The organism is Burkholderia sp. Bp8984 (assembly GCF_003853755.1).
Lineage (GTDB): Bacteria > Pseudomonadota > Gammaproteobacteria > Burkholderiales > Burkholderiaceae > Burkholderia.
The window spans coordinates 23,324-47,440 of the sequence record NZ_QTQN01000046.1 but is presented as its reverse complement, the minus strand read 5'-3'; the positions used below and the strand labels follow the sequence as shown (position 1 = coordinate 47,440).

Genomic DNA, 24,117 nt, shown 5'->3' with positions numbered 1-24,117 from the left:
ACGGGGGCGCCGAACGCACTGTGAAGGTAGCGTGGCGAGGGGCAGGCCACGACTTTTGTGTCGATGCGCGGGACGCTGCTGCATGCGATTACTGATGCAGCAGCGGCTTGGGAAGGACCTCACGAACAGAGGCAGATTTCGTGCGTGTCGTCTGTTCAGAGTGAACGGAAGGCGCCTAGGGTATGTCCTACTCAACCGATCCATCAGGTCCGTAGCCTCATATTTTTGAATGCAGTACAGTTTCCAGTCGAGGCTTTCAAGCCTAGGTACGCATGCAGAACGTCCCGGGAGACGCCAAGTTGTCAACGCCCCGCAAGCGGTTGCCCCCGCTCAATACGATTTCCGCTTTCGAAGCATCGGCGAGGTTGATGAGCTTCACCAAGGCGGCGGAGGAGCTCCACCTGTCGCAGGGCGCGGTGAGCCGGCAAATTCAAGTACTCGAAGAGCGCATGGGCGTGCCGCTTTTCACCCGGCGGCACAAGGAGATCCAGCTGACGCGCGCCGGTCTCATTTTCCAGCAGGCCATCGCGCAGAGCCTGAATACGATTCGCCGGGCGGTGACGATGATCGAAGCGCTCGATACCAGCACGGTCACCATTGCCGCGAGCAACGCGATGGCCAATTTCTGGTTGATGCCCGCGATATTCGAGTTCAGCACGCAGCATCCGAACATCGACATTCGCGTGCTGGCCAGCAACTCGTTGGTCGATCCGTGGCATGAACCGGTCGACCTCGCGATTCGATATGGCGACGGGCATTGGCCGAACCTGGCCAAGGTCAAGCTGTTCGAAGAAGAAATCTTTCCGGTGTGCACGCCGGCGTATCAGAAAGCGCACGAGATCAAGACCGTGCAGGATCTGATGGAGTGCGAGTTGATCGAATACGCATCGGACAGCGCGGATTCCAATTCGTGGGACACCTGGCTCGAACATGCCGGCGTTCAGCACGGCGCGGCGAGAAAGCATCTGACGCTGTCGAACTATGACCTGGTCTATCGCGCGGCCTGCAGCGGTAAGGGCGTCGCGCTCGCGTGGGCGTATGGTGTTCCGGAAGAAGACCGCGGCGCGCTGCTCGTCCGGCCGCTGGATGTTTCCGTGAAGACGGGGTTGTGCGAATACATCGTTTATGCGGACACCGAAGAGCTGAGTGCGCCCGCAAGGATCTTCCTCAGCTGGCTGACCGATTTCGCAAACCAGAGCCTGTGGACGTAGCCGCGCGGGGCGCTAGAACTCGATGGTGACGTCCGACAGCGGCACGGAGCAGCACGGCAGGATGTAGCCGTCCTCGATTTCCTCGTCGGTGATGCCGCCGTTGTGATTCATCTCGACCTGTCCGTCCAGCTTGCGGAGCTTGCAGGTGCCGCACACGCCCGAGCGGCATGCATTCGGGATCCTGGGGCCGTTCGGCAGCGCATGCAGTGCGTCGAGAATAGCCGTCCCGGGCGCGCAGTCCAGTTCGACGAGCGACCGCGACAATCGGAGACGCGATACGCCCACCGAGCTCGGCACATGCGCAGGCGCCTGTTCCGGCAGTTGAAAACGCTCCTGGTGGAAGCGGGATTCGGCGCCGCCGTTCTCCAGAAACAGCGCGCGCATGACGGACATGAACGGGTCTGGCCCGCAGCACAGCACCTGTCTCGCGGTCCAGTCGGGCGTCGAGTGATCAAGCACCGCCTTCGACAGCATCCCGGCCGGAACATCGACGCTCGCTTCGTCCGCCGTGTAGAAATGCGACGTGATACCGCATGAGGCGCGTGCCATCCGCAACAACTCGTCGCGAAACAGCAGATCACCGGGCGTCCGGACGAACTGCAGGAACTGGATGTCGGTACGCTCGCCGCGCGCGTACACGGCGCGCGCCATCGACATCAGCGGCGTGATCCCGACGCCGCCGGCAACGAACAGCAGCGGCTCGGCGGGGTTCGCCGGCAACACGAAATCGCCGGCCGGCCGCGACACCTGGAGGCCGTCGCCGACAGCGAGCCGATCGTGAAGCCAGGTCGACATCGCGCCGGTCGGCGAACGCTTGACCGTGATCTCGAATATCGCGTTGCCGTGGGCTTGCGGTGCCGACGAGATGGTATAGCACCGGTAAAGCGTGTCGCTGCCGGTGTTCACGCACAGCGTCACATACTGACCGGGTTCGAATGCAACCTGCTCTCGCGGCTGCGCGAGCGCAAACCGGAAGGTCTTGACGTTCCAGTTCTCGCGCGCGATATCGACGCATACCGCGTCGGTGAAAGCGCTGCCGTTCATCATGCGATGCACTCCACGGGAATGGTCTTCGGTGTGCCGGCCAGTTCCGACTTCAGCGTGGCAAGGTACCAGTCGATGAATTCCGTCACGCCGCGCTCGACCAGCGGAGAGTAGGGGCCCGGCTGATAGCCCTTCGAGTTGATGCCTTGCTGATTGGCTTCGACGAGTCGTTGGTCCTGGGCGTTCGTCGCTTTCCACACGGCGGTGAGATCGTCGAGGTCATAGTCTTCGCCTTCGACCGCGTCCTCGTTCACGAGCCACCAGGTCGTCACTTGCGTCTCCGTCGCGCTCAGCGGCAGCAGCCGGAACGCGATGGCGTGATCGGACAGCACGTGGTTCCACGTGTTCGGGAAGCGCAGCAGCCGCAACGAGCCGACGTCCGGATCCTGGTTGGTCCCCAGCAGCTTCCTGCACGCAAGCTCGCCGCTCAGCGTGAACGAGCGCCCGCGTTCCATCGCGGCACGCACCATCCGATAACCGCCGGTGGTTTCGATCGGCTTGAACGGCAATCCGGCCGCAGCCCAGCGTGCTTCGTCCTTCTCGCACTTCTCGGCGTATTCGCCACCGAATCGAGGGTCCGTCGGGCCATCGAATTCCGAAATCGTGCGCAGCAGTTCCGGGTGGCTCGCGGAGCAGTGATAGCACTCGCGATTGTTTTCGAGAACGAGTTTCCAGTTGCCCTTCTCGACGATCGTCGATTCGAACGCGACCTTCGCGTTGTCGAGTCCGTGCGGTCGGATATACGGCGATACTTGCCGGCGGAATTCATCGAACGGGCTCGGCGTGACCGCAAGCGAGATGAAGATGTAGCCCTCGACCGACTCGCAATGCACCGGCTTCAGCGCGTATTGAGACGCATCGAACTCGGTGCCCATCTCCTTCGCGAACATCAGCTTGCCGTCCAGCCCGTAGGTCCACTGGTGGTACGGGCACACGAGCGTGCCGGACGAGCCTTTGTCGCCGGCGCAGATGCGCGAACCGCGGTGACGGCACGTGTTGTAGAACGCGCGGATCGCCTGGGTCCGGTCGCGGATCACGACGATCGAACTGGCGCCCACCTCGAGCGTGAACCAGTTGCCGGGCTTCGGAATCTGGGCCGACACGCCGGCGAAGATCCATTGGCGCTCCCAGATGAGTTCGAGGTCGCGTTCATACACCGCCTGGTCGGTATAGAACGGCTGCGGCAGTGACCGGCCCGCCACGCGGGACTCGATGAGCGATGTGAGTTGACTGTTCGACAGCATGGTGGTGTTCGATTGGGTTTCGAATGCATGAAGGAATGAATGCATGGGCTGATTTCACCTGCTTGGCGACACGTCTGCAAGCGATGAAAACTGATGCGATGCATGAAATTTTGATAGGTATTGTCGGATCGGAGAGCTCGTCGAGACTCGCAGATTCGCCTGCAGGTAATCACAGCGACGCGGATTTGCGGGCCTCATCGAAATCAATGTCATGCATTAATTCATTCACGGCAACCCGTGCCGGTGCGATGTCGATCCGCGGTGGCCGGTAGGCAGTGGTGAATGCAAATTCGCATGCGGTAGATCAGAAAAACTGCTTTGACGGCAGATTTGGCGGCTCCGATGATGCGGGACATCGCTCACATCGCATTGCGTTCGCAACGCCGCGAATCAGGGCCGTCGTCAAGAAGGCCGCGTCCGATGTCCAGCGACAACAAAAAACCGGAGACGTCATGTCAGGAAATCGTGGAGTGGTTTATGTCGGGCCCGGGAAGGTCGAGGTGCGCAACATCGCGTTCCCGGAACTGTCGGATCCGTCCGGTCGCAAGGCCGGTCACGGCGTGATTCTTCGCGTCGTGGCTACCAACATTTGCGGTTCCGACCAGCATATGGTGCGCGGTCGGACCACGGCACCGGCCGGGCTCGTGCTGGGTCACGAAATAACCGGTGAAGTGATCGAAGTCGGCCCGGACGTGATGTCGCTCAGAAAGGGCGATCTCGTGTCGGTGCCGTTCAACGTCGCGTGCGGCCGCTGCCCGATGTGCAAGGCGCAGAACACGGGCGTGTGCCTTACCGTGAACCCGGCGCGAGCGGGCGGCGCGTACGGCTATGTCGACATGGGCGGCTGGATTGGCGGGCAGGCCGAGTACGTGATGGTGCCGTACGCGGACTTCAACCTGCTCAAGTTTCCCGACCGCGATCGGGCCATGGCGAAAATTCGCGATCTCACCTGCCTGTCCGACATTCTGCCTACCGGGTATCACGGCGCGGTAACGGCCGGCGTTGCGCCGGGCAGCACCGTGTACATCGCCGGCGCGGGCCCGGTCGGCCTGGCCGCGGCGGCATCGGCGCGCCTCCTTGGTGCGGCGGTCACCATCATCGGCGACGTGAATCCGAAGAGGCTGGAGCATGCACGGCGTGTTGGCTTCGAAGCGATCGACCTGTCTGAGGACGCGTCGCTCACTGACCAGATCGCCAGCCTACTCGGCGAGCCGGAAGTGGATTGCGCGATCGATTGCGTCGGCTTCGAGGCGCGCGGCCACGGGCACGCGGGCTCACAGGCCGAAGCCCCGGCGACCGTGCTGAACTCATTGATGGAGGTCACGCGCGCAGCCGGCAGGATCGGCATTCCCGGCCTGTACGTGACCGACGATCCCGGCGCGGAAGATGCCGCGGCGCGAAAGGGCAGCCTGTCGGTCCGATTCGGGCTCGGCTGGGCGAAGTCGCATTCGTTCTTCACTGGGCAGACGCCCGTGATGAAGTACAACCGTAGCCTGATGCAGGCCATCCTCTGGGATCGTCTCGACATCGCAAATGTCGTGAACGTCAATGTGATCGATCTGGATCAGGCACCGGCCGGATATGCGGAATTCGACGCCGGTGTACCGAAGAAATTCGTCATCGATCCGCACGGCATGTTCAAGGACGCCGCGTAACACGTTCAGTCGGCCCCGACGGCGCGGAGCGTGTCACGAACCGCGCTGACTGATTTTCAAGCACTAAGGAGTACACAATGGGATGTCCATTCTCGGGACATGCACCGGCAACGGAATCCGCTGCCGACGCAGGCTGGCACGACGCGCAGCTGGACTTTGCCCGGTCGATGAGTTACGGCGATTACCTCCACCTCGATTCGATCCTCGGCGCTCAGCACCCGTTGTCTCCGGACCACAACGAGATGCTGTTCGTCGTTCAGCACCAGACCTCCGAGCTGTGGATGAAGCTCATGCTGCACGAACTACGCGCGGCCAGGATCGGCGTTCGCGACGATGCACTGCAGCCGGTGTTCAAGATGCTCGCACGCGTGTCGCGGATCATGGATCAACTTGTCCAGGCCTGGAGTGTGCTCGCGACGATGACGCCACCGGAGTACACGGCGATGCGGCCTTACCTCGGCTTGTCGTCGGGTTTCCAGTCCGCCCAATACCGCGAGATCGAGTTCATCCTGGGCAACAAGAACGCGACGATGCTGCGCCCGCACGAGCATCGGCCGGAGAGCGAGGCGCTGTTGCGCGACGCGCTCGCGGCCCCGTCTTTGTATGACGAAAGCATCAGGCTGCTCGCGCGCTCCGGCTTGCCCGTTGACGTGGACCGCCTCGACACGGACTGGACACAGCCGACCCGGTACAACGCGTCCGTCGCTGCCGCGTGGCTGCAGGTCTATCGCGATCCGGGGACGTTCTGGAGCCTCTATCAGCTTGCAGAAAAGCTCGTGGATATCGAGGATTCTTTCCGGCAATGGCGTTTCCGCCATCTGACGACGGTCGAGCGCGTGATCGGGTTCAAGCGCGGCACCGGCGGGACCGAAGGCGTCGGCTATCTGCGGAAGATGCTCGACGTCGTGTTGTTCCCCGAGCTCTGGCAGATCCGGACCGAACTCTGATTCCGGCGCGTATCGTGGCGCTAGCAGATTCAAGCAATTCATTTAGGATGACGTCAAATGTTTAGAAACGTAGAAGCCTTCCCCGGCGATCCGATTCTGTCGCTGATGGAAGCGTTCGTCGCGGACGCCCGCCCGGAAAAGACCAACCTCGGCATCGGGCTCTATTACGACGAAGCGGGGAGGATTCCGGTGCTGGCGTCGGTCAGGCAGGCGGCAACGCTCGTCCGCGATGCAGGGAAGCCTCACACGTACCTGCCGATGGAGGGCGACGCGGCGTTTCGCACGGCGGTCCAGCACATCGTATTCGGCAGCGATTCGGAAGCGGTGACGTCGGGACGTATCGCGACGATTCAGTCGATCGGCGGGTCGGGCGCAATTCACATCGCGGCGCGCTTTCTGAAGGCCACGCTGCCGGACAGCCGCATCTGGATCAGCAACCCGACGTGGGACAACCACCGCGTGCTGCTCGAGTCGGCCGGGCTGGCTGTCGATACCTATCCGTACTTCGATGCCCGCACGAACGGCGTCGACTTCGACGGCATGCTCGCGATGCTCGGCACGTTGCCTGAGCGCAGCATCGTGCTGCTTCAGCCGTCATGTCACAACCCGACCGGCGCGGATCTGTCGGCGGCGCAGTTCGCGCAGGTCATCCATGTGCTGAAGCGCCGCAACCTGTTGCCGTTCGTCGATATGGCCTACCAGGGTTTCGGCGAAGGGCTCGATGAAGATGCCGCGCCAATCCGCAGCATGGTCGACGCCGGTCTGCTGGTCGTCGTGTCGAACTCGTTCTCGAAGAACTTCTCGCTGTATGGCGAGCGCGTCGGTGCGCTGTCGATCGTATGCGCAGATGCGGAAACCGCCGCGCGCGTGCAGGGGCAACTGAAGGCAGCGGTCAGAAAGGTGTATTCGAGTCCGCCGGCGTTTGGTTCTCAGCTGGTCAGCGCGATCTTGACCAGCCAAACGCTGTCGCAGCAATGGCAGCACGAAGTCGGCGCGATGCAGCAGCGCATGAAGACGATGCGACAGAAGCTGCGTGCGGCGCTCGAAGCCATCGCACCCGAGGTCGATGCGCGCTATCTGACGGATCAGCGCGGGATGTTCAGCTATACGGGTCTGACTGCGACTGAGGTCGACGTGTTGCGCGAGCAGAAGTCAATCTACCTCGTTCAATCGGGCCGGATGTGCGTTGCCGGGTTGAACGACGGCAACGTCGCGTATGTCGGCGAAGCGATCGCGGATGTGCTTCGGCAGCGAACGGCCGTATTGAGCTGATTGCCACGGCCGGCGCAGTCCGGCCCTTCCTTCAACATCGACATTCACTTGCCATGATTCGCGAAACGATCGATACGGGTCTTCCCGCGCTGAACCAGCCATTTTCCTGGGCCACCCGGGTCGGCACGCTGCTTTTCACCGCGCACGGGCCGGTGACGATGAACGGTGCGATCGACGGCGGACCGATCGACGCGCAGGCGCGACTGACCTTCTCGAATCTGCAGCAGGCAGTGGCCGCGGCCGGGGGCGCGATGCGCGACGTCGCGCAGGTGCTAATTTATATGAAGGATGCGAGTCACATGCCGACGATCGATCGTGTTTACCGGGAATTTTTCGACGATCCGTACCCGAATCGGTCGAGCGTGGTCGTCCGCGGCTTCGTCCATCCGGAGATGCTCATCGAGATCGTCGCGTATGTGGCGCTTTCCTAAAGTTCGATTCGAACGGCTTGGTCCACGATTTTGCATATGAACGATTCTGCAACGACGGCGCTGACACGTGCCGATGACGCGGTGTGGGATATCCGTGAAGGGGCGCAAGAAGGCGGTGGCGGTATCGCCTGGGCCGTGCGCTCGACCGGGAATTCGCTCGCGTCCGGTTTCGGTCGGCTGAAGGCGGGCGAGACACCCGCGAAGACACTCGACTACGACGAAGTGATTCATGTGCTCAGCGGCACGTTCGGCGTGACGTGCGACGGCCGGCAGCTGCTCGCGCAGGCCGGCGACGTGCTGTCGCTGAGCCGCGGATCGGTCGTCACGTATTCCGGCCGCGACGCGGAATTCTTCTTCGTTGTCACGGCCGCCTGATGCACGCGCGGCCCTTCGAAACGGATTGCAGCATGAACGCTTCAGTATCTTCAGAGAAATTGCTCCCCGCCGACGACAACACGAACGGCTGGTCGGCAATCCTGCCGCCGCGCGTGCCGCGTGAACCGGCGCGACAGTCGGCGAGTTTCGACTGGCTCGTGATCGGCGCCGGCTATGCCGGGTTATCGGCAGCCCGACGGCTGGCCATCCTGAACCCGTCCCATACGATTGCGCTCGTCGACGCACAGGCAGTCGGCGAGGGCGCGCATGGACGGAACGCCGGATTCGCGATCGACCTTCCGCACAACAACGATCACGACCCCGACAACACGGAAAAGGGCTATCGCCACATGCGACTGAGTCGCTACGGGATCGAAACGCTCGACGAGCTGGTCCGCGTGCATGGGATCGAATGCCAGTGGAGCAAGCGGGGGCGCTACGACTGCGCGGTTTCACCCGACATCTCACGCAAGTTGCTGGGCGCAACGGCGGCCGAGCTCGACGCGCTGGGGGAGCCTTACGAAATGCTGCGCGGGGACGCGCTCCACGAACGGCTCGGCACGCGGTACTACGATTCCGCGATCTACACGCCGGGCACGCGGCTCCTGAATCCGGCTGCGCTGTCGCGCGGGCTGGCCGATTCGCAGCCGGCGAACGTGCAACTGTTCGAGCACTCGCCGGTGCTCGACATCGAGCCCGGGTCGCCCGTGGTGGCGACCCTGCGCAGTGGTGTACGGCTGGCCGCGCGAAACGCGGTGCTCACCAACAACGCGTTCATCAACCGCTTCGGGTATTTCGACCGGAAACTGCTGCCGTTTGTGCTGTTTGCAAGCCTGTCGCGGCCGTTGACATCCGACGAGCGAGCCGCCCTCGGCGGCTCGTACGATTGGGGTATTACACCGGCTCACGGCATCGCTGGCGCCACGTTACGATATACGCAGGATTTCCGGATCCTGTTCCGGTACGGGTTCCAGTTCGCGCCGACCTTGCGTTGCCCGGCGGCGCTGCGCGAGCGCATGCGGCGTACGCATCAGGTGCTTTTCGGGGCCCGCTTTCCGATGCTAGAGCACGTATCGCTCGAACATTTTTGGGCAGGTTACCTTTCGCTGAGCCACAACGGTGCGCCGGGCTGGGGGCAACTGTCGAAGAATGTATATGCGGCAGTCAACTGCAACGGCGTGGGCATTGCCAAACAGACGACGGCCGGCGCGCTTGTCGCCGAGCTGGCCTGCGATACCGGGCATCCGCTGATCGGTGACATGCTGGCCCTGGGATCGCCCGACCTGCTGCCGCGGCGGCCGTTCCTGGACATCGGCGTAAGAAGTGTGCTCGCGGCCCAGAAATGGGCGGGCCGCTCCGAGAAGTAGCAGACCCGAGAACGAGAAATCAGACAGACATGAAGAGCGAGACACGGTATCAAGCGGCATCGACCGCACGCGAAGGGCACGCCACGAAATGGTGGGTGCTGTTTCTTCTGACGCTGGTCTACACGGTTAACATCGCGGATCGTTACGTGGTGTCGACCTTGATCGAACCCATCAAGCATGAATTCCGGCTCAGCGACAGCGAAGTCGGATTCATGACCGGCACGGCCATTGCGCTGTTCTACGTGACGCTGAGCCTGCCGCTCGGCTTGCTCGCGGACCGCGTGAACCGCAAGCGGATGATCAGCGTCGCACTGGCGGTCTGGTCCGGCTTCACGGTCCTGTGCGGCACGAGCAGCACCGCGCTCACGTTTTTCCTGTCTCGGATAGGCGTGGGGATCGGCGAGGCAGGCTGCATGCCGTGCGCGGTCTCGCTGCTGGCGGACAAATTCTCGCCGCCGATGCGCGGTACCGCGATGAGCCTCTTTTCCGTCGGCGCGGCCGTGGGCGCGCTGATGGGCTCGTCGGGCGGCGGCTGGATCGCCGAGCAGCACGGGTGGCGTGCCGTCCTGCTCGTGTTCGGGTGCCTGGGAATGCCGCTGGTCGCGATCCTGCTGCTCGGCTTTCGCGAACCGCCGCGCGGGGTGTTCGACAAGCCGGACAGCGCGACGAGCCGCGCTGGTCTCAAGGAAACCCTGCGTCATATCCGCGACTGCAAGGCGCTATTCCACGCGATCGCCGGCACGACCGTGCTGACGTTCTGGGGCTGGGGGCTGGTATGGTGGACGCCGTCGTTCCTCGTCCGCAGTTTCCATCTCGGTGTCGGCGGCGCCGGCGAGATCCTCGGCGCGATTCACGGGATCGGCGGCGGCCTCGCGATGCTCGGCACCGCGCTGGTACTGAGCCGGCCGCGCGCGGCGTCGAGCTTCGCGCAGGCGCGGCTCGTCGCACTCGTGACCGCACTGGCTACGATCCCATCGTTCGTTGCGTACGCGTCCACGTCGCTTCCCGTCACGCATCTGATGCTGTGGGTGTTCGTTCCGACGATCTACGTGTATATCGGTCCGTCGGCGTCGATGGCGCAGAATCTCACGCCAGCCCCGATGCGCGGCCAGGTCATCGGGATCATCGTGTTCGTCACGAACGTCGCGAACCTCGTCATTGCACCGCAGGCGATCGGGTTTCTGTCGGACGTGATCTCGCCGCATCTGTCGAACCCGGCGGAGTCGCTGCGATATGTGCTCGTGCTGGTGTCGCTGACGGGCTTGTGGGCAGCGTGGCACTTCTATCTGGCCGGGCGCCACATGCGTGCCGGCGAAGCCGACCAGTCATTCTCGACGATCCACGGCACGCCCGTACGCGGCTCCTGATGCGCTTTGCGCGGGGACACCCTGCGCGAGCTCCCTTGTTCAAAGACGCGGCGCGGTTCCTTCCGGAATCGCCTCGCGTTTTGCTTTGAGCGCAGCGAATCGCGAGCGATTCCGCAGTCACGCACGGTGGTGCGCAGTCCGTCTCCTACGCGATCGTGCATAGACGCCCTCGCATCCCTTTACCACCACGCGATTCAACGACATGCGCCATATCAGCGCGCCCCCTTTTGCGTCGCAGCACTGTGCCTCCGATTTCGCTTCGCATGCACGTTTCCTGTTAAGGACTAACACCTATGCGGCGTGCCCCGCCGGCATCGGCCGGCGCCGCGCCGTTTACGCGTGCCTTGATGCAAAAGCCTCTGCGTGGTCTGACGATAGTTGCATGTGAATTGTCATGCATCGAATCAGAAATAGTGGTTTGTCGAGCCCTTTATGTCGTCATGAAATCGTCTCAACGACACACCGGTGTCGCCGTGCCGCCGGCAACGACGGCACGCAACGACTGAAGCACGGGACGTTCAATGTTCGATTCTCTGAGGCTCAAATCGCTGCTGGACGCGTGTGTGCCCGGCCGCCCGCTACCGCAGGCGTTCTATAAGGACGACGAACTGTTTGCCGCCGACATGGCATTGATCTGGGAACGCTACTGGCTGTTCGCGGGCCTGTCGTGCGAGATCGGAAAGCCGGGCGACTGGTTCACGTTGATGATCGGTGAAACGTCGATCGTCGTCGTGCGTGACCGCGACGGCGCGATCCGCGCGTTCTACAACACCTGCCGGCATCGCGGTTCGCGCATCTGCGCGGGCGAGCGCGGCTCGTCGCCCATGCTTGCTTGCCCGTATCACCAATGGACGTACGGGCTCGATGGCCGTCTCGCGTATGCCGGCAACATGGGCGAATCGTTCGATGCGTCCCGGCATGCATTGAAGCCTGTCGCGTGCGAAGTCGTGTCCGGATACATCTTCATCAGCCTCGCCGATGAGCCGCAGGACTTTTCGTCGTTCAGCCGTCGCGTAGCGCCTTATCTCGCACCGCACGGCTTCGACCATGCGAAGGTCGCGTTCGAATCGACCATCGTCGAGAAGGGCAACTGGAAGCTCGCGATCGAAAACAATCGAGAGTGCTATCACTGCTCTGCGAACCATCCGGAGCTGCTGCGGACGATTTCCGAGTACGACGGTCCGACCGATCCGCGCTACGGCAGCGACGGCATCGCGTTTGCGGAGAAAACCGCGCGTGACGAAGCGCGCTGGGCGGCGGCCGGATTGCCCTATGCGCCCGTCGAGGAGGCGCCCGAGTACCGGTTGATTCGCGCGGCGATGGAGCGTGGCCTGTCGTTCACGATGTCGGGCGAACCGGCCTGCACGCGCGTGATGGGCACGTTGCCGGAGCAGGATGTCGGCTCGCTGCGCTTGCTGCGTTTTCCCAATACGTGGAATCACGCGCTCGGCGATCACGCGATCGCATTCCGGCTGTTGCCGCTCGGCCCGCGCGAAACGCAGGTCACGACCAAATGGCTTGTCCACGAGGACGCGGTCGAAGGCGTCGACTACGACCTCGACACGCTGACGGCCGTATGGAAGGCCACCAACGCGCAGGATCAGCGACTCGTCGAGACGAACCAGCTCGGCATCAATTCCAGGGGGTACGAGCCGGGCCAGTATTCGCCGCTCGTCGAAAGCGGCGTGATGGCCTTCATCGACTGGTACCTCGATGCGATGCGCGAAGGTATCGCGCAGTCGCGCCCGACGGTTGCGGTCCAGGCCGCATGACGCCGGTCGCGCAGCCGTCGACTCGCCGGCAGGCCGTGAGCGGCGGTAGACAACGAGCAGTGAGCGTTTCCCGGCCGGGCCTGACAGCAGCGCGGGGCCGGTCATCCAGGTAAATCAACGGGCGGAGTGAGACATGTTCAAACGAATTTTCAAGTTCAACGCGGCGCGTACGCTGGCCGCATGCGGCGTCGGTGCGGCGGCATTGCTGGGTACGCCCGCGCATGCGGCCGATGTGGCGCAATCGTCATGGTGTGCCGCATCCAAGCCGGTCAAGTTCGCCGAAATGGGCTGGGATAGCGCCAAGTTCATGACCGAAGTGGTTCGCTATGTGCTCGAGAAGGGCTACGGCTGCAAGACCGAGCTAATGACCGCGACGAACGCGATCGCGTTGCAGGCAATCACGACGGGCGACCTGAACGTGATGGTCGAGTATTGGGCCGGACGTACGCCGGCATACGAGAAGGCCGTACAGGATGGACGGGTCAGGATCTTGGGTTCGCTCGTCAACGGCGGCAGCGTCGAGGGCTATTACGTGCCGGAATACGTGGTCAAGGGCGACCCCGCGCGCGGCATCAAGCCCCTTGCGCCGGACCTGAAGAGCGTCGCGGATCTGCCGCGGTACAAGTCCGTGTTCGCCGATCCCGAAGAACCGTCGCGTGGCCGGTTGTACAACTGCCCGATCGGCTGGCAGTGCGAGTCCGACACCGAACAGAAGATGAAGGCTTACAAGATCGGCGCCGCATACACGGATTTCCATCCCGGCTCCGGGCCAGCGCTCGACGCCGCCGTCGAGTCGGCATTCACGCGCGGCAAGCCGATCCTGTTCTATTACTGGGAGCCGTCGACCATCCTCGGTCGCTTCCGCGCCGTCAAGCTCGACGAGCCGGCCTACAACGCTGCCTGCTGGAAGACCATTAACGGCAGCAAGGATCCGAATCCGTGCGGCTCCGCGTCGCCGCCGACCTCGCTGCGCGTCGTTGTGTCGAACTCGGTGGCCGATTCCGACCCGGCGTTGATGTCGCTGTTCGAAAAGGTGCAGTTCTCGATCGGCGCGTTGAACACCACTATCGCGCGCATGGCGACCGAGAAGGTGCAGCCGCGCCAGGCAGCGGTGGATTTCCTGAAGGCCAACCCGTCGCTCGTTGCCCAATGGGCACCGGCTGCGGCCGCGCAAAAGGTCGCGGCCAGCCTGAAGTAAGGCGTCGCGCCGCTGCCATGTGCGATCCCGCGCAATCGAGGTCCGCACGCGCCGCGTGTGCGGACCGAGCCCGAACATGAAGGAACCCAAGTGAACGGCATCTTTTATTCGCTCGAACTGGGCGATGCGATCAACCAGTTCTTCACCAGCGTCGTCGCGCGCTACGGCGACGTCTTTCATCACGTCAGTGCGGTGTTGCTGCTGTACGCACTGAATCCCGTTGAAGCGCTGCTCAAGGCGACGCCTCCGCTCGCGGTCATCGCGGTCATCGGCGTGATCGCATGGCTCGGCGCTCGCCGAATCGGTCCGGCGGCGCTGCTGATGGCACTGACCTATGTGATCGGCTGTCTTGGGCTGTGGGACAAGCTGATGGCGACGTGCGCGATCATGCTGACCGCGCTGATCTTGACGACGATCGTCGGCGTGCCGTCGGGCATCGCGATTTCGCGCAGTCCGGCCCTTGCACGCGTGTTCAATCCCGTGCTCGACATGATGCAGACGCTGCCATCGTTCGTGTACCTGATCCCGGTCGTGATGCTGTTCGGGCTCGGTCGCGTGCCGGCGATCTTCGCGACGATGATCTACGCGCTGCCGCCGCTGATTCGCCTGACGGACCTTGGCCTGCGTCAGGTTCCGGAGGACGTCGTCGAGGCCGCACGCTCGTTCGGCGCGACCTCGTGGCAGCAACTGATCGCGGTCGAATTGCCGCTCGCGCTGCCGTCCATCATGGCAGGCGTCAACCAAGCCGTGATGATGTCGCTCGCGATGGTCGTCATTGCATCGATGATCGGCGCGCGCGGGCTCGGCGAAGACGTGCTGTCCGGCATCAACAACCTGGACATGGGGCAGGGCATCCTGGCCGGTGCGGCTATCGTGATTCTCGCGATCGTATTCGACCGCATCACCCAGTCTTTCGGCGTGGGCAAGCGCGCACGCCGCCATGCACGGACATAATCAAATGAATCCTTCGACGCTCAGCAATACAGGTACATCGCTCGACGCAGAATCGAGCCGTGTGTCGACCGGCGTCCGCGCAGATCGCCGCGAACCCGAAGCCACGCGCGGCGCTGCCGGCATCGCGACCGACGTGCCGATTCTCGAGCTGCGCCACCTGTACAAGGTGTTCAGTCCGCACAGCGGCCGCGTCGACGACGCGATCGCGATGGCCCGCACCGGCATGCCGAAAGACGAAATCCTGCAGCAGACCGGTTGCAACGTCGCCGTACGCGACGTGTCGCTGTCGATTCGCGAAGGCGAGATCTTCGTGATCATGGGATTGTCCGGGTCCGGGAAATCGACACTCGTGCGTCACTTCAATCGGCTGATCGAGCCCAATGCCGGCGAATTGCTGTTTCGCGGCACCGACGTGCTGCGGCTCGGGGCGCGCGCGCTGCGCGAGATGCGCCGCCATCACATCGGCATGGTGTTTCAGAGCTTCGCGCTGCTGCCGCACAAGACGGTACTGGAGAACGTGGTATTCGGCCGCTGGATTCGCGGCGATGCAAAGGCTGAGTCCGACAACGTGGCGCGTGCCTGGATCAACGGCCGGCTCGGACTGAAGGGATACGAGCGGAAATACCCGGACGAGCTGTCGGGCGGGATGCGGCAACGCGTCGGACTGGCACGGGCGCTCGTGTCCGAGCCCGACGTTCTGTTGATGGATGAGGCGTTCAGCGCGCTCGATCCGCTGATTCGATGCGAGATGCAGGACATTCTGCTGGAAATGCAGGCCGAACTGAAACGGACCATCGTGTTCATCACGCACGATCTCGACGAAGCGATGAAGATCGGCTCCCGGATCGCGATCATGAAGGACGGCGTGGTGATCCAGGTCGGCACGCCTGACGAGATTCGCAGCGCGCCGGCGAACGACTACGTGCGGCGGTTCGTGGAAGCCAGTTGATTCGATCGTGATCGGGCGATGCGCCTTCGCTGGCGGATACGCCGCCGCAGGGTTGCTGGTCCGCCGGTGTCGACGGGAAGCGCGTTGAAAGGAATCGACATGCGTTCATAAGGTCAGTTTCATCACTCGATAATAGAGGAGTCCATAATGAAAAAGACGATGCTTGCAGTATCTTCCACCTTGATCTGCGGGGCGGCGTGCGCGCAATCGTCCGTCACGCTGTATGGCTTGATCGACGCAGGCGTGACCTATACCAATCACGTCAACGATTCGTCCGGGAAAGGTGCATCCCTGCAGTTTCAGTCGGGCGTCGCTCAATCGAGCCGCTGGGGGATGCGCGGAACCGAAGACCTCGGCGGCGGAACGAAGGCGATCTTCACCCTCGAAAGTTCGTTCGACGTCGGCAACGGCAAGCTGCTCGGTGGCGGCGCGGAGTTCGGCCTGCAATCGTTCGTCGGCCTGAGCGGAAACTGGGGCACCGTGACGCTCGGTCGCCAGTACGATTTCATCGGCTACTACTTCCCCGCGTATGCGATTGCCGCCAATACGCCGGCCGGGCTGCTGGGCTGGAGCCTGCCGACCTACGCGTCGGGCGGGTACGCGCTCGATAACCACGTGTGGGGCGATCTGGTCAACAACGCGGTCAAGTACGAGTCGCCGGTCATCGGCGGGTTCACGTTCGGCGCGATGTACGGGTTCGGCAATGTCGCCGGGTCGCTCGGGCAGAACAGCTCCAGCAACTTCTACGTGAGCTATGCGAACGGACCGTTCAGTGCGGCACTCGCGTACATGTCCATCCATAACGCGACGCCGTCCGCCAACTCCGTCGAATACGCGGCGGGGGCGGCGTACAACGTCGGCAAGGCTCGCGTGTTCGGTTACGTGACCGACGTGCGGCTGTCGAGCGGGGACAAGGCCCGTGCAACCACCGTCGAAGGTGGCGTCAGCTATCTCGTGACCCCTGCGTTGTCGCTCGCCGGCGGGTTGCAGTATCAGGCCCGCAACAATAACGTCGGAAGCGCGAACCAGCTCATTCTCAGTGCAGACTATTTCCTGTCGAAGCGCACCGATGTCTATCTGGTCGGAACGTTGGCGCACGATCACGGCTTCGGCACGCAGGCTGAGGCGGCCTTGGGAGCATCGTCGAACACGAGCGTGCAGACCGCCGTACGCGTCGCGATTCGACACAAGTTCTGAGTGCAGGGATGGGCCGCGATCGGGAGTCCGGTCGCGGCGGAAGAATCGCATGGTCCGTCGCGTGCCGATCCTTCACGTCTGCAGGCTCCGTTACTTCAACGCCCCCTCCGCCACCATCACCTCATGCGACGCGGCGAACCTGCCGAGGTCATGTGGAATACCCAAACAAGCAGTCGCTTGCAGCACGCGTAGCTTTGAACTCATCGACGCTCACACCGTTTTTTAGCGCACCCTTCACGAGTCGATGAAGCCGTTAAAGACGCCGGGAAGCGGCCAAATGAAAGCGTGTCGTCTCCCAAATTTCGAAACAGGGAGCCGCCATGCGATGCGCGATCATTCTTGAGTTGGAGAGTGGCGACGGGGGGTAGTGATGTGGGGGGGAGGTCATGCGGTTTCGCAGCCAGCATGGCGATTTCTTCTTCCGAGAATGGATTTGCCTCGGCCGGGATGCCGGCGATGTATTTGCCGGGCAGATTGATTTTCAGCTGATCCTTAGCAAGACTGTCTCCGGCGAGGCAAGCCAAGCCATACTGCACGTCATAACACACGCCGTCAGCGAGGGCGATAGCGTGCAGCTTGTCGGTTTTGGCTCGTTCTCGCAAGGGGAGCGCGCCGCTCGGACCGGTAGAAATCCGGCGACAGGTCAGCGTAGAAGGCGCAGAGGTCTGCACAATGGCGCGATCGGTGGTCGTTTAGCTTCCTATCAGTGCAACTGCCGGCATGATTGCGTGCGTGTAAAGTTGCTGCCCGGAATGGTGACGCCAGATTATTGTTGCTATCGGGTGGTTCCAAAGTCCATGTCGGCCGCCATCTAACCCTGACTCTTGCTCGGTGAATCAGATTTTGTGAAATGCAGTGGCTATAACCGCTGAGAAGCAACATGTCTCCTACTGGTAGTCAGTGAAGCGGGAGGTCGGTGCCGGTAGCGTCGGCGTTGAATAACCGGACACATTCGCGCTGAATTGCTGCATCAGCCCGTTGTCGATGTGGCTCAGCCCGTTGAGCTGCAACTGCACCAGCACGCGCGTACCGGTAGTCGGCGAGGTTGTGCCGTTGTAGCTCGTGTACTTCTGCAGCGCGAAGCCGACGGCCCAGCAATCGGCTGCATACTGGAACCCGAGTAGCCCGCTGACGAGCCGGTGCGCGGCCAGATCGTAGTCGACCGAGCCGACGCCCGACAGCGCATGCGTCAGCGGCCATTGCGCGGACAACAGCACCTGGTTCTCCGGCTCGTCGTCGAGCGTCGCATTCGCACGCGCATACAGGTACGCGAAATTGACGACCTTGCCGTCGGCCGGTTTCCAGTCGATGCCGGCCGTCGCCTGGGTCAGCTCGTTGCTCGACTGGTTGTATTCGACCGCCTGTTGCAGCTCGAGGCCGGTGCCCACATGGAACGCGGCGCCGGCGATCACGTCGGACGGGCCGACGGTCGGCGGCGTGTCGCCCGGCATCGTGACCTGCGACGCGCGGAAGTAGTACTCCTGCGCGAGCACGAAACGCGCAAGCTCGGTTCCGCTGCCCGCATCGACGAAGCGCGTGGTGACGCCAGCAGTCAACCGGTTCATGTCGCTCACGCGATCGCCGCCGACGAAGCGGTTGCTCGTGAAGATCTCCGCGAGGCCGAAATCGAGCGGCGCGGTGTCGAACGCCGGCGCGAAGGTCTGGTTGCGATACGGTGTGTAGACGTAGAACAGCCTCGGTTCGAGCGTCTGGATCATGTCGATGCCGAACAGCTGGACCGCGCGCTCGAACGTCGCGCCCATGTCGAGGCTCGCGGTCGGTACGTTGACGCTGAAGTTCTTCGGCTGGCCGGCCGGCGCATCGCTGCCGATCGACGTGAGGTCGTATGACGCCGCGTGCCACTGGAACTTCGGCGTCACGTACCAGTCTGGTGCGACGATCGGGTAGCTGACGTAGGTATCGACCGTCAGCCGGTTGCCTTCGGTCGAGTCGGCGGTCGGGATCGTGAAGCGGGTTGCGTTCACGTCCGCGCCGAAATCGAAGCCGTCAACGTTGTAGCGCGTGTATTTCGCATCGAGCTCAGGTTCACGGTTGTACGGCGGCGTGGTGGTAAACGACTGCCAGTTCTGCACGCGCGCGAGCACGGACCACGGGCCGTGGTTGTAGGTCACGCCTGCTTCCTGCTGGAACAGCGTCTGCGAGCCGACGGCGAGCGAGTTCGCGCTCGAGAAGTCGGACGGCACCGACGCGTCGGACACGCGGTTGTAGTTCACATACGCGGCGAAGCCGTTGCCGAGGTTCTCGCGATGCTGAAACGCGATCGAGTAGCGGTTGGTGTGCGTCGTCGCGTCGTCCGGCAGAAAGCTGACGGACAGCGAACCGGAATAGGTCGGGCTCAGGTAGCGGTAGTCGGTCGTCAGCATCGCGCCACGCTTGATCATCAGCCGCGGCGTGACCGTCAGGTCGTAGTTCGGCGCGAGATTGAAATAGACCGGGACGGCAATGTCATAGCCGTTGGTCGAGCTGATCGCGAACGTGGGCGGCAGGATCCCGGTCTTGCGCTCGCCGTTCAGCCGTAGAGCAAAGCAAAGATGTCAATTCGAGGTGTCCGTCGCACGTGGCTCTTCGCGCCCGAGTTGACGACATTATCGACAATCTCACCGAAATAATGTCGTCACTTCGTCTATGTCCGAAGCAAAGTCGTCAATTCGCGTCGTACGCTCCCCTGAACGACCGTAGAGGCATGATTTATATACGATTCTCGGTATGCGAATCGTTCAGTCGCGACGCCCCGCCCCGGACACGCCCTGGAGGACTGCATGGGCGGTGGCGGCTCGGCCGCTACTGACGGCTTCCGGCCATGAGCGGCCGGTCGAGGTCGTCGTCCAGTTTGGCTGACCGAGGCCTCGTCCGCCCTCGCTCAATGGCCGGTCTTCGGTGAGCAGATCGCAGGTGGCATTGCCTCCACGCAGCCAGAAGCGGCCGCACAAGACGCAAGGAGAGTGACCATTTCCTGGCGGATGACCGCCGGTCAGATTCGATTGACTCGCACGCTATGGACCGAGCCTTAGCTTGGAAACGGCAGGTGCACACGACCTCCGTATCCGCCTCGCCCTTTTACATGAGGTCGCAACTGGCTGATGCATTTTCAGTAGCCGCTGCGGCAATTAACCGTATCCATTGGCTTGACGACACAGCGCGGATTTAGTCGGTCGAGTCGGCGTCCGATGCCTCTGTGAACTCACGTCCTGGCGGCGACCGGGAGTCGGAATGGGGCGCCGAGACGGTTGAAGGCGTTCATCGCGGCAATCGTTATCGTGAGGTCGACAAGTTCCTTCGGCGAGAACGCCGCCGAGGCCGCCGCATAGGCTTCATCTGAAGCATGCGTTTCGCTGACGAGAGTCACCTCTTCGGCCCAAGCCAAGGCGGCGCGCTCCTGAGCGGAGAACAGGTGTGGGACTTCGTCCCACACGGGCACCAGGGTCACCTTGTCGATGGACATGGTCTTTCTAAGATCGCGACTGTGCATATCAATGCAATGGGCACATCCGTTAATCTGTGAAACACGGAGGAACACGAGATGAATGAGTTCCTCGGGCAGGTTGGTGCTTTTGGTCACATAGTGATGGACACCGAAAAGCGCTTTTGCGCCGTCCGGTGCGATCTCGCTCCAGTTCAAGCGTGTCATCTTTGTCCTTTGCCGTTTGGCCATAAAATAACGTCTCTTGGGTCACGGTCGCGGGTTGGTTACTTCCCCTTCGCGCGTGACTCATGACATAACGCGACGTTACTAGCCCGAGATTACGGACAACAGGCCCAAGAATTGGCGAAATGACTGAGCCAAAGACTATGCCCACGCTTGCGATCGAGATAGACCGTACTGCGGCGGCGCCCGTTGGCGAGCAGATCTACGCGAGCCTCAGGCAAGCGATTGTCGACGGCCGTCTTCAACCCGGAAGACGGTTACCCTCTGGAAGGGATCTCGCTGCTCAGCTCGGCGTCGCGCGCGGAACGATTCTGGTGGCCTACGAGCGGCTGGCTTCCGAGAAGCTAGTGGTCGGCGCAGGCTCCGCCGGCACACGCGTCTGCGCGCAACTTCCTCCAGCGCCAACCGAGACCGAGATTCCGCTCGATGGGCCACTGGATGCCTTTACACGACCGTATTCGAGCGCGCCACTACCGTTCCAGATGGGCGTACCGGCTCACGATGCATTCCCCGCCAAGGTCTGGGCTCGAATGCGAGCGCGGGCTGTCCGGGCGGACGCCACCGGATACACGACCTACGCCGACCCTCGCGGCGAGCGCGGCTTGCGCGCACAGATTGCCAGTCACCTGGCCATCAGCCGACAGATTCAATGCCATCCCGATCAAGTTTTTGTGACCAGTGGATACCGTCAGGGACTGATGCTTACACTGATCGCGCTCAGAGCTCACGGTCGCACCGCGTGGATCGAAGAACCGGGCTATCCGCTCGGAAGGAAAGCTCTGGAGCTGGCGGGGCTTACGGTTGCCCCCATCTCCGTAGATGTCGAGGGATTACGTGTCGAGGAAGGAATCGCTCGTGCTCCGCATGCCGCGTTAGCGCTGGTTACGCCAGGCCAACATGCGCCGCTGGGCGTCGCCCTCTCGCCGATGAGAAGACGTACCCTGCTCGAATGGGCTGAAGCAAAGAATGCCTGGATCATCGAAGATGACTACCTGGGTGAACTACAGTTGGTTGGACGGGCGGCGCCCGCCTTGGCTGCGGGTGATGGCGCGCAACGCGTGATCCACATCGGCGCATTCAGTAAGACAATCAGCCCCGCGCTGGGCCTCGGCTTCGTCGTCGCGCCGCGCGCACTGGCCGAACGCGTTGTCGAAACAGTTTCAGTAATGGCACCTGCTCCGAATAGGACGACACAGCTGGCACTAACCGAGTTTCTCGCAGATGGACACTTCATGCGCCACCTCCGACACATGAAGAAGGTCTACGCTGAGCGCCGCTATCTCGCTGTTGAACTGCTCAGAAAGCGGTTTACGGAGGTCGTGGAATCGGGATTGGGGTTGATTGTCAAGTTGCCTGATGGCGTCGATGACCTGGAGATCGTTCATTCCGCGCGCAAGGAAAATCTTGCACCGTCTGCGCTGTCTGCGTGGTACCTACGGACAGAGCTCGCGAGGAACGGCCTACTTTTGAGCGTAACGAATCTTCGGCCCGACAACATCCGTGCGGCGTGTGATGCGCTCGAAGATGTTGTTTCAGCACGCATCTCGCAACATCGAGGCGTCGATGCAAGCCATCGTTTCTTTTGATCGGCTTGGATGGACCGGTATTGAGAGCTTTGCGGTCATCCGTCTCAGCATATCGGCGGTCCACTTCGGGTCGTGAGTACGCACTGCCGACTGGCCGCTTCCGGAAGCGGAATTCCACTGGCCGCTTTCCGGCGATGAGTTTGAAGAGGGGGCTGACGCAGCCCGACCCTAACCCGTCATCCAATCTTCAGCGCTGTCAACGACCGCTGACGAGCAACTTCCGCCAGCTGCCACATTGCTTTCACACGTCGATTTCATCCAGCAGAATTCGGTTGAAGTCAGTACAGAATACGGGAGCCCCCACCCATCGCTGGGGTCGGGCTTTCTTTCCGGGGAAGCAGTCGTCGATGCCGTTTGCCTAGATGGTCGGATTCACGATTACTCGCTGCGGCCCGAAGCAAGGTTTGCGTCGATCCACGATGCTACGTCGGTGACTGGAATGGCATGGCGTTGATTGAACGTCCCACTCTTGTCCCATGCGACACCCCGCCCTTGAGCAAACGCCGCACGATACTTGCGCATCATGTTGTTCGGGTCGCGCGCCAGCTCATCCAGCAAATACTGCACGCTCCACTCGGAACGACTGAAGGGGCGGCCGAGGGCCGCTTGCAGCTTGTCGGCGACCACCCCGTAAGTCACGGTGTCACCGGCCAGATATACAATTTCGTTCCGGATACGGGGTTGAGCGAACACGATCTCGGCAGTCAGCGCGCCGATATCATCGGGCGTCGTCAGCGTCACGGCGGTGTCGAGGCTGCCCAGCGCGTGGACTGCGTCGTTTTGCAGGTCAACGACACCGAAGTCTGGCTCAAACAGGTAGCTCATGAACATGCCGGTCGAGATGATGACCCACTCGGTCTCGTGCTGACTGCGCAGCAACTCGCGCACGTCCAGCTGTGCGTCGAAGATGTCCTGCGGACTGCCACGACCGATCACATCGAAGTCGACACCGAACTGCCACGGGAAGTACCTCGGGATGCGCGCCTGCAACGCCGCCCGCGCCAACTTCATCGGCGTGTCGATGCCGGCTGCGTAGCCCGCACAACCGATTACCGTGTCATATCCTGCGAATACGCCTGCGAGCTCATCAATAGAGCTCTTCACAAGATCGCCCACGACGATCTCGATCCCAAGGTCTCGAATCTCCGCGATATCATGTTGCTTGGCTGGTGCATTGGACTCAACGGCACTTGCGCGCAGCAGCACGCTGATCTTCGCGCCGGCCACGTCCTTCGCTCGACGTGCGAGATTGCGTAGCACTGGAAGGCCAAGTTCGCCAGCACCGAGCACGAGAATGTTTTGAGACGTGGCGTTAGGATCTGTTTGGTTCATCGTCTAGCCTGCTGAGAAATGTGTTGCGGCAGTCTAGCAATGCATGGACGTGTATGAAAGAAGGCACATGCGTGATACTGGGAGCCAGATAGTTGGATCGAGACGAACTTCTCCGATATTCGCAAACCGTTTGCGACGGCCTGCGAGACGATGATGACGGACTGCGGCGAGAGGTGCTCGCACACGCCGGGAGTCGTTGGTCGCTCGGTGTCGTCCACACGCTTGGCGTGTACGGCAGGCTGCGCCATGCCGAAATCGGCAGGCGCATGCACGGGGTGACTCAGCGGATGTTGACGCGCACGTTACGACAACTCGAACGTGACGGTCTGGTGCTCCGTCACGATTTCGATGAAGTGCCCCCTAGAGTCGAATACGAGTTATCCGACACGGGCATGGACCTGCTCGTTCGCATGGTCCCGTTGTGGACCTGGATTGTCGAGAATGCGGACCGCTTCAGAGAAGCGAGGCGGATTTTCGACAGCCAGAACCGCGACGCGAGCTCGTAGCTTGCCGATTGTTGATTTGCATTCCCTGCTTCCCTGGCGGGGA

At 62.3% G+C, this 24,117-nt stretch carries 20 protein-coding genes and 1 pseudogene; 16 read left to right on the top strand and 5 right to left on the bottom strand.

All coding sequences use genetic code 11. The annotated features are described in order from the left end of the window. Nucleotides 1-272 precede the first annotated feature (272 nt). On the top strand, nt 273-1,211 hold the full coding sequence (locus DID98_RS32040; RefSeq protein WP_124489648.1) for a LysR substrate-binding domain-containing protein: 939 nt from the start codon (nt 273-275) through the stop codon (nt 1,209-1,211). A gap of 12 nt (nt 1,212-1,223) precedes the next feature. Here DID98_RS32040 and DID98_RS32035 read toward each other — a convergent pair whose 3' ends face one another. Beyond that, nucleotides 1,224-2,258 carry a flavin reductase family protein gene (locus DID98_RS32035; protein WP_124489647.1) on the bottom strand — a complete coding sequence of 345 codons (1,035 nt, stop codon included), beginning with the start codon at nt 2,256-2,258 and terminating at the stop codon, nt 1,224-1,226. After that, nucleotides 2,255-3,499, bottom strand: a complete 1,245-nt coding sequence (locus tag DID98_RS32030) for an aromatic ring-hydroxylating dioxygenase subunit alpha (RefSeq protein ID WP_124489659.1) — start codon at nt 3,497-3,499, stop codon at nt 2,255-2,257. Before DID98_RS32030 ends, DID98_RS32035 begins: the two co-directional genes overlap by 4 nt. Nucleotides 3,500-3,951: 452 nt before the next feature. Between DID98_RS32030 and fdhA the strand changes: the two genes are divergently transcribed. The 13 genes and pseudogenes from fdhA to DID98_RS36430 form a co-directional block, all read left to right on the top strand. Beyond that, nucleotides 3,952-5,154, top strand: coding sequence for a formaldehyde dehydrogenase, glutathione-independent (gene fdhA, locus DID98_RS32025; RefSeq protein ID WP_124489658.1), 1,203 nt, complete (start codon nt 3,952-3,954; stop codon nt 5,152-5,154). Nucleotides 5,155-5,231: 77 nt separating this feature from the next. Then, complete coding sequence (gene kynA, locus DID98_RS32020; RefSeq protein WP_124489646.1) at nt 5,232-6,101, top strand: tryptophan 2,3-dioxygenase; 870 nt, start codon at nt 5,232-5,234, stop codon at nt 6,099-6,101. A 57-nt stretch (nt 6,102-6,158) separates the two neighbouring features. Next, the gene (locus DID98_RS32015) at nt 6,159-7,373 is read left to right on the top strand and encodes an amino acid aminotransferase (RefSeq protein WP_124489645.1); all 1,215 of its coding nucleotides are present in this window, start codon (nt 6,159-6,161) and stop codon (nt 7,371-7,373) included. Between the two features lie 53 nt (nt 7,374-7,426). Then, the gene (locus tag DID98_RS32010) at nt 7,427-7,804 is read left to right on the top strand and encodes a RidA family protein (RefSeq protein WP_185640914.1); all 378 of its coding nucleotides are present in this window, start codon (nt 7,427-7,429) and stop codon (nt 7,802-7,804) included. Nucleotides 7,805-7,840: 36 nt separating this feature from the next. Then, complete coding sequence (locus tag DID98_RS32005) at nt 7,841-8,179, top strand: hypothetical protein (protein WP_124449930.1); 339 nt, start codon at nt 7,841-7,843, stop codon at nt 8,177-8,179. A gap of 32 nt (nt 8,180-8,211) precedes the next feature. Beyond that, a complete protein-coding gene (locus DID98_RS32000; protein WP_124489644.1) occupies nt 8,212-9,546 on the top strand; it encodes an FAD-binding oxidoreductase in 1,335 nt (444 codons plus the stop codon). A gap of 29 nt (nt 9,547-9,575) precedes the next feature. Then, nucleotides 9,576-10,913 carry an MFS transporter gene (locus tag DID98_RS31995; protein WP_185640913.1) on the top strand — a complete coding sequence of 446 codons (1,338 nt, stop codon included), beginning with the start codon at nt 9,576-9,578 and terminating at the stop codon, nt 10,911-10,913. Between the two features lie 521 nt (nt 10,914-11,434). Next, a complete protein-coding gene (locus DID98_RS31990) occupies nt 11,435-12,685 on the top strand; it encodes an aromatic ring-hydroxylating dioxygenase subunit alpha (protein ID WP_124489642.1) in 1,251 nt (416 codons plus the stop codon). A 133-nt stretch (nt 12,686-12,818) separates the two neighbouring features. After that, a complete protein-coding gene (locus DID98_RS31985; RefSeq protein WP_124489641.1) occupies nt 12,819-13,883 on the top strand; it encodes a glycine betaine ABC transporter substrate-binding protein in 1,065 nt (354 codons plus the stop codon). A gap of 90 nt (nt 13,884-13,973) precedes the next feature. Continuing rightward, nucleotides 13,974-14,837 (top strand): proline/glycine betaine ABC transporter permease, encoded by an 864-nt coding sequence (locus DID98_RS31980; protein ID WP_124489640.1) that lies wholly within the window; start codon nt 13,974-13,976, stop codon nt 14,835-14,837. A gap of 4 nt (nt 14,838-14,841) precedes the next feature. Beyond that, nucleotides 14,842-15,786, top strand: coding sequence for a glycine betaine/L-proline ABC transporter ATP-binding protein (locus DID98_RS31975; RefSeq protein WP_124489639.1), 945 nt, complete (start codon nt 14,842-14,844; stop codon nt 15,784-15,786). 147 nt (nt 15,787-15,933) lie between these two features. Beyond that, a complete protein-coding gene (locus DID98_RS31970) occupies nt 15,934-16,983 on the top strand; it encodes a porin (protein ID WP_124489638.1) in 1,050 nt (349 codons plus the stop codon). Between the two features lie 473 nt (nt 16,984-17,456). Then, nucleotides 17,457-17,630: pseudogene (locus DID98_RS36430) on the top strand (HU family DNA-binding protein); the annotation flags it as partial. 240 nt (nt 17,631-17,870) lie between these two features. On the opposite strand, the gene DID98_RS31955 reads toward DID98_RS36430, so the two are convergent. Together DID98_RS31955 and DID98_RS31950 are read right to left on the bottom strand one after the other, a co-directional pair. Beyond that, a complete protein-coding gene (locus DID98_RS31955; RefSeq protein WP_260427373.1) occupies nt 17,871-19,385 on the bottom strand; it encodes an LPS-assembly protein LptD in 1,515 nt (504 codons plus the stop codon). A gap of 800 nt (nt 19,386-20,185) precedes the next feature. Next, a complete protein-coding gene (locus tag DID98_RS31950) occupies nt 20,186-20,632 on the bottom strand; it encodes a carboxymuconolactone decarboxylase family protein (RefSeq protein WP_062885775.1) in 447 nt (148 codons plus the stop codon). A 143-nt stretch (nt 20,633-20,775) separates the two neighbouring features. On the opposite strand from DID98_RS31950, the gene DID98_RS31945 reads away from it, so the two are divergent. Next, a complete protein-coding gene (locus tag DID98_RS31945) occupies nt 20,776-22,236 on the top strand; it encodes a PLP-dependent aminotransferase family protein (protein ID WP_080465590.1) in 1,461 nt (486 codons plus the stop codon). Between the two features lie 378 nt (nt 22,237-22,614). Here DID98_RS31945 and DID98_RS31940 read toward each other — a convergent pair whose 3' ends face one another. Beyond that, a complete protein-coding gene (locus DID98_RS31940) occupies nt 22,615-23,568 on the bottom strand; it encodes an aromatic alcohol reductase (RefSeq protein ID WP_062885773.1) in 954 nt (317 codons plus the stop codon). A gap of 92 nt (nt 23,569-23,660) precedes the next feature. Here DID98_RS31940 and DID98_RS31935 point away from each other — a divergent pair, with 92 nt between their 5' ends. Next, a complete protein-coding gene (locus DID98_RS31935; RefSeq protein ID WP_062885772.1) occupies nt 23,661-24,074 on the top strand; it encodes a helix-turn-helix domain-containing protein in 414 nt (137 codons plus the stop codon). Nucleotides 24,075-24,117: the final 43 nt, after the last annotated feature.

What these genes read in the sequence shown, in the direction of transcription:
- DID98_RS32040 (WP_124489648.1), top strand. Translation starts at nt 273, where the DNA reads ATGCAGAACGTCCCGGGAGACGCCAAGTTGTCAACGCCCCGCAAGCGG.
- DID98_RS32035 (WP_124489647.1), bottom strand. Translation starts at nt 2,258, where the DNA reads ATGATGAACGGCAGCGCTTTCACCGACGCGGTATGCGTCGATATCGCG.
- DID98_RS32030 (WP_124489659.1), bottom strand. Translation starts at nt 3,499, where the DNA reads ATGCTGTCGAACAGTCAACTCACATCGCTCATCGAGTCCCGCGTGGCG.
- fdhA (WP_124489658.1), top strand. Translation starts at nt 3,952, where the DNA reads ATGTCAGGAAATCGTGGAGTGGTTTATGTCGGGCCCGGGAAGGTCGAG.
- kynA (WP_124489646.1), top strand. Translation starts at nt 5,232, where the DNA reads ATGGGATGTCCATTCTCGGGACATGCACCGGCAACGGAATCCGCTGCC.
- DID98_RS32015 (WP_124489645.1), top strand. Translation starts at nt 6,159, where the DNA reads ATGTTTAGAAACGTAGAAGCCTTCCCCGGCGATCCGATTCTGTCGCTG.
- DID98_RS32010 (WP_185640914.1), top strand. Translation starts at nt 7,427, where the DNA reads ATGATTCGCGAAACGATCGATACGGGTCTTCCCGCGCTGAACCAGCCA.
- DID98_RS32005 (WP_124449930.1), top strand. Translation starts at nt 7,841, where the DNA reads ATGAACGATTCTGCAACGACGGCGCTGACACGTGCCGATGACGCGGTG.
- DID98_RS32000 (WP_124489644.1), top strand. Translation starts at nt 8,212, where the DNA reads ATGAACGCTTCAGTATCTTCAGAGAAATTGCTCCCCGCCGACGACAAC.
- DID98_RS31995 (WP_185640913.1), top strand. Translation starts at nt 9,576, where the DNA reads ATGAAGAGCGAGACACGGTATCAAGCGGCATCGACCGCACGCGAAGGG.
- DID98_RS31990 (WP_124489642.1), top strand. Translation starts at nt 11,435, where the DNA reads ATGTTCGATTCTCTGAGGCTCAAATCGCTGCTGGACGCGTGTGTGCCC.
- DID98_RS31985 (WP_124489641.1), top strand. Translation starts at nt 12,819, where the DNA reads ATGTTCAAACGAATTTTCAAGTTCAACGCGGCGCGTACGCTGGCCGCA.
- DID98_RS31975 (WP_124489639.1), top strand. Translation starts at nt 14,842, where the DNA reads ATGAATCCTTCGACGCTCAGCAATACAGGTACATCGCTCGACGCAGAA.
- DID98_RS31970 (WP_124489638.1), top strand. Translation starts at nt 15,934, where the DNA reads ATGAAAAAGACGATGCTTGCAGTATCTTCCACCTTGATCTGCGGGGCG.
- DID98_RS31955 (WP_260427373.1), bottom strand. Translation starts at nt 19,385, where the DNA reads ATGATCAAGCGTGGCGCGATGCTGACGACCGACTACCGCTACCTGAGC.
- DID98_RS31950 (WP_062885775.1), bottom strand. Translation starts at nt 20,632, where the DNA reads ATGACACGCTTGAACTGGAGCGAGATCGCACCGGACGGCGCAAAAGCG.
- DID98_RS31945 (WP_080465590.1), top strand. Translation starts at nt 20,776, where the DNA reads ATGACTGAGCCAAAGACTATGCCCACGCTTGCGATCGAGATAGACCGT.
- DID98_RS31940 (WP_062885773.1), bottom strand. Translation starts at nt 23,568, where the DNA reads ATGAACCAAACAGATCCTAACGCCACGTCTCAAAACATTCTCGTGCTC.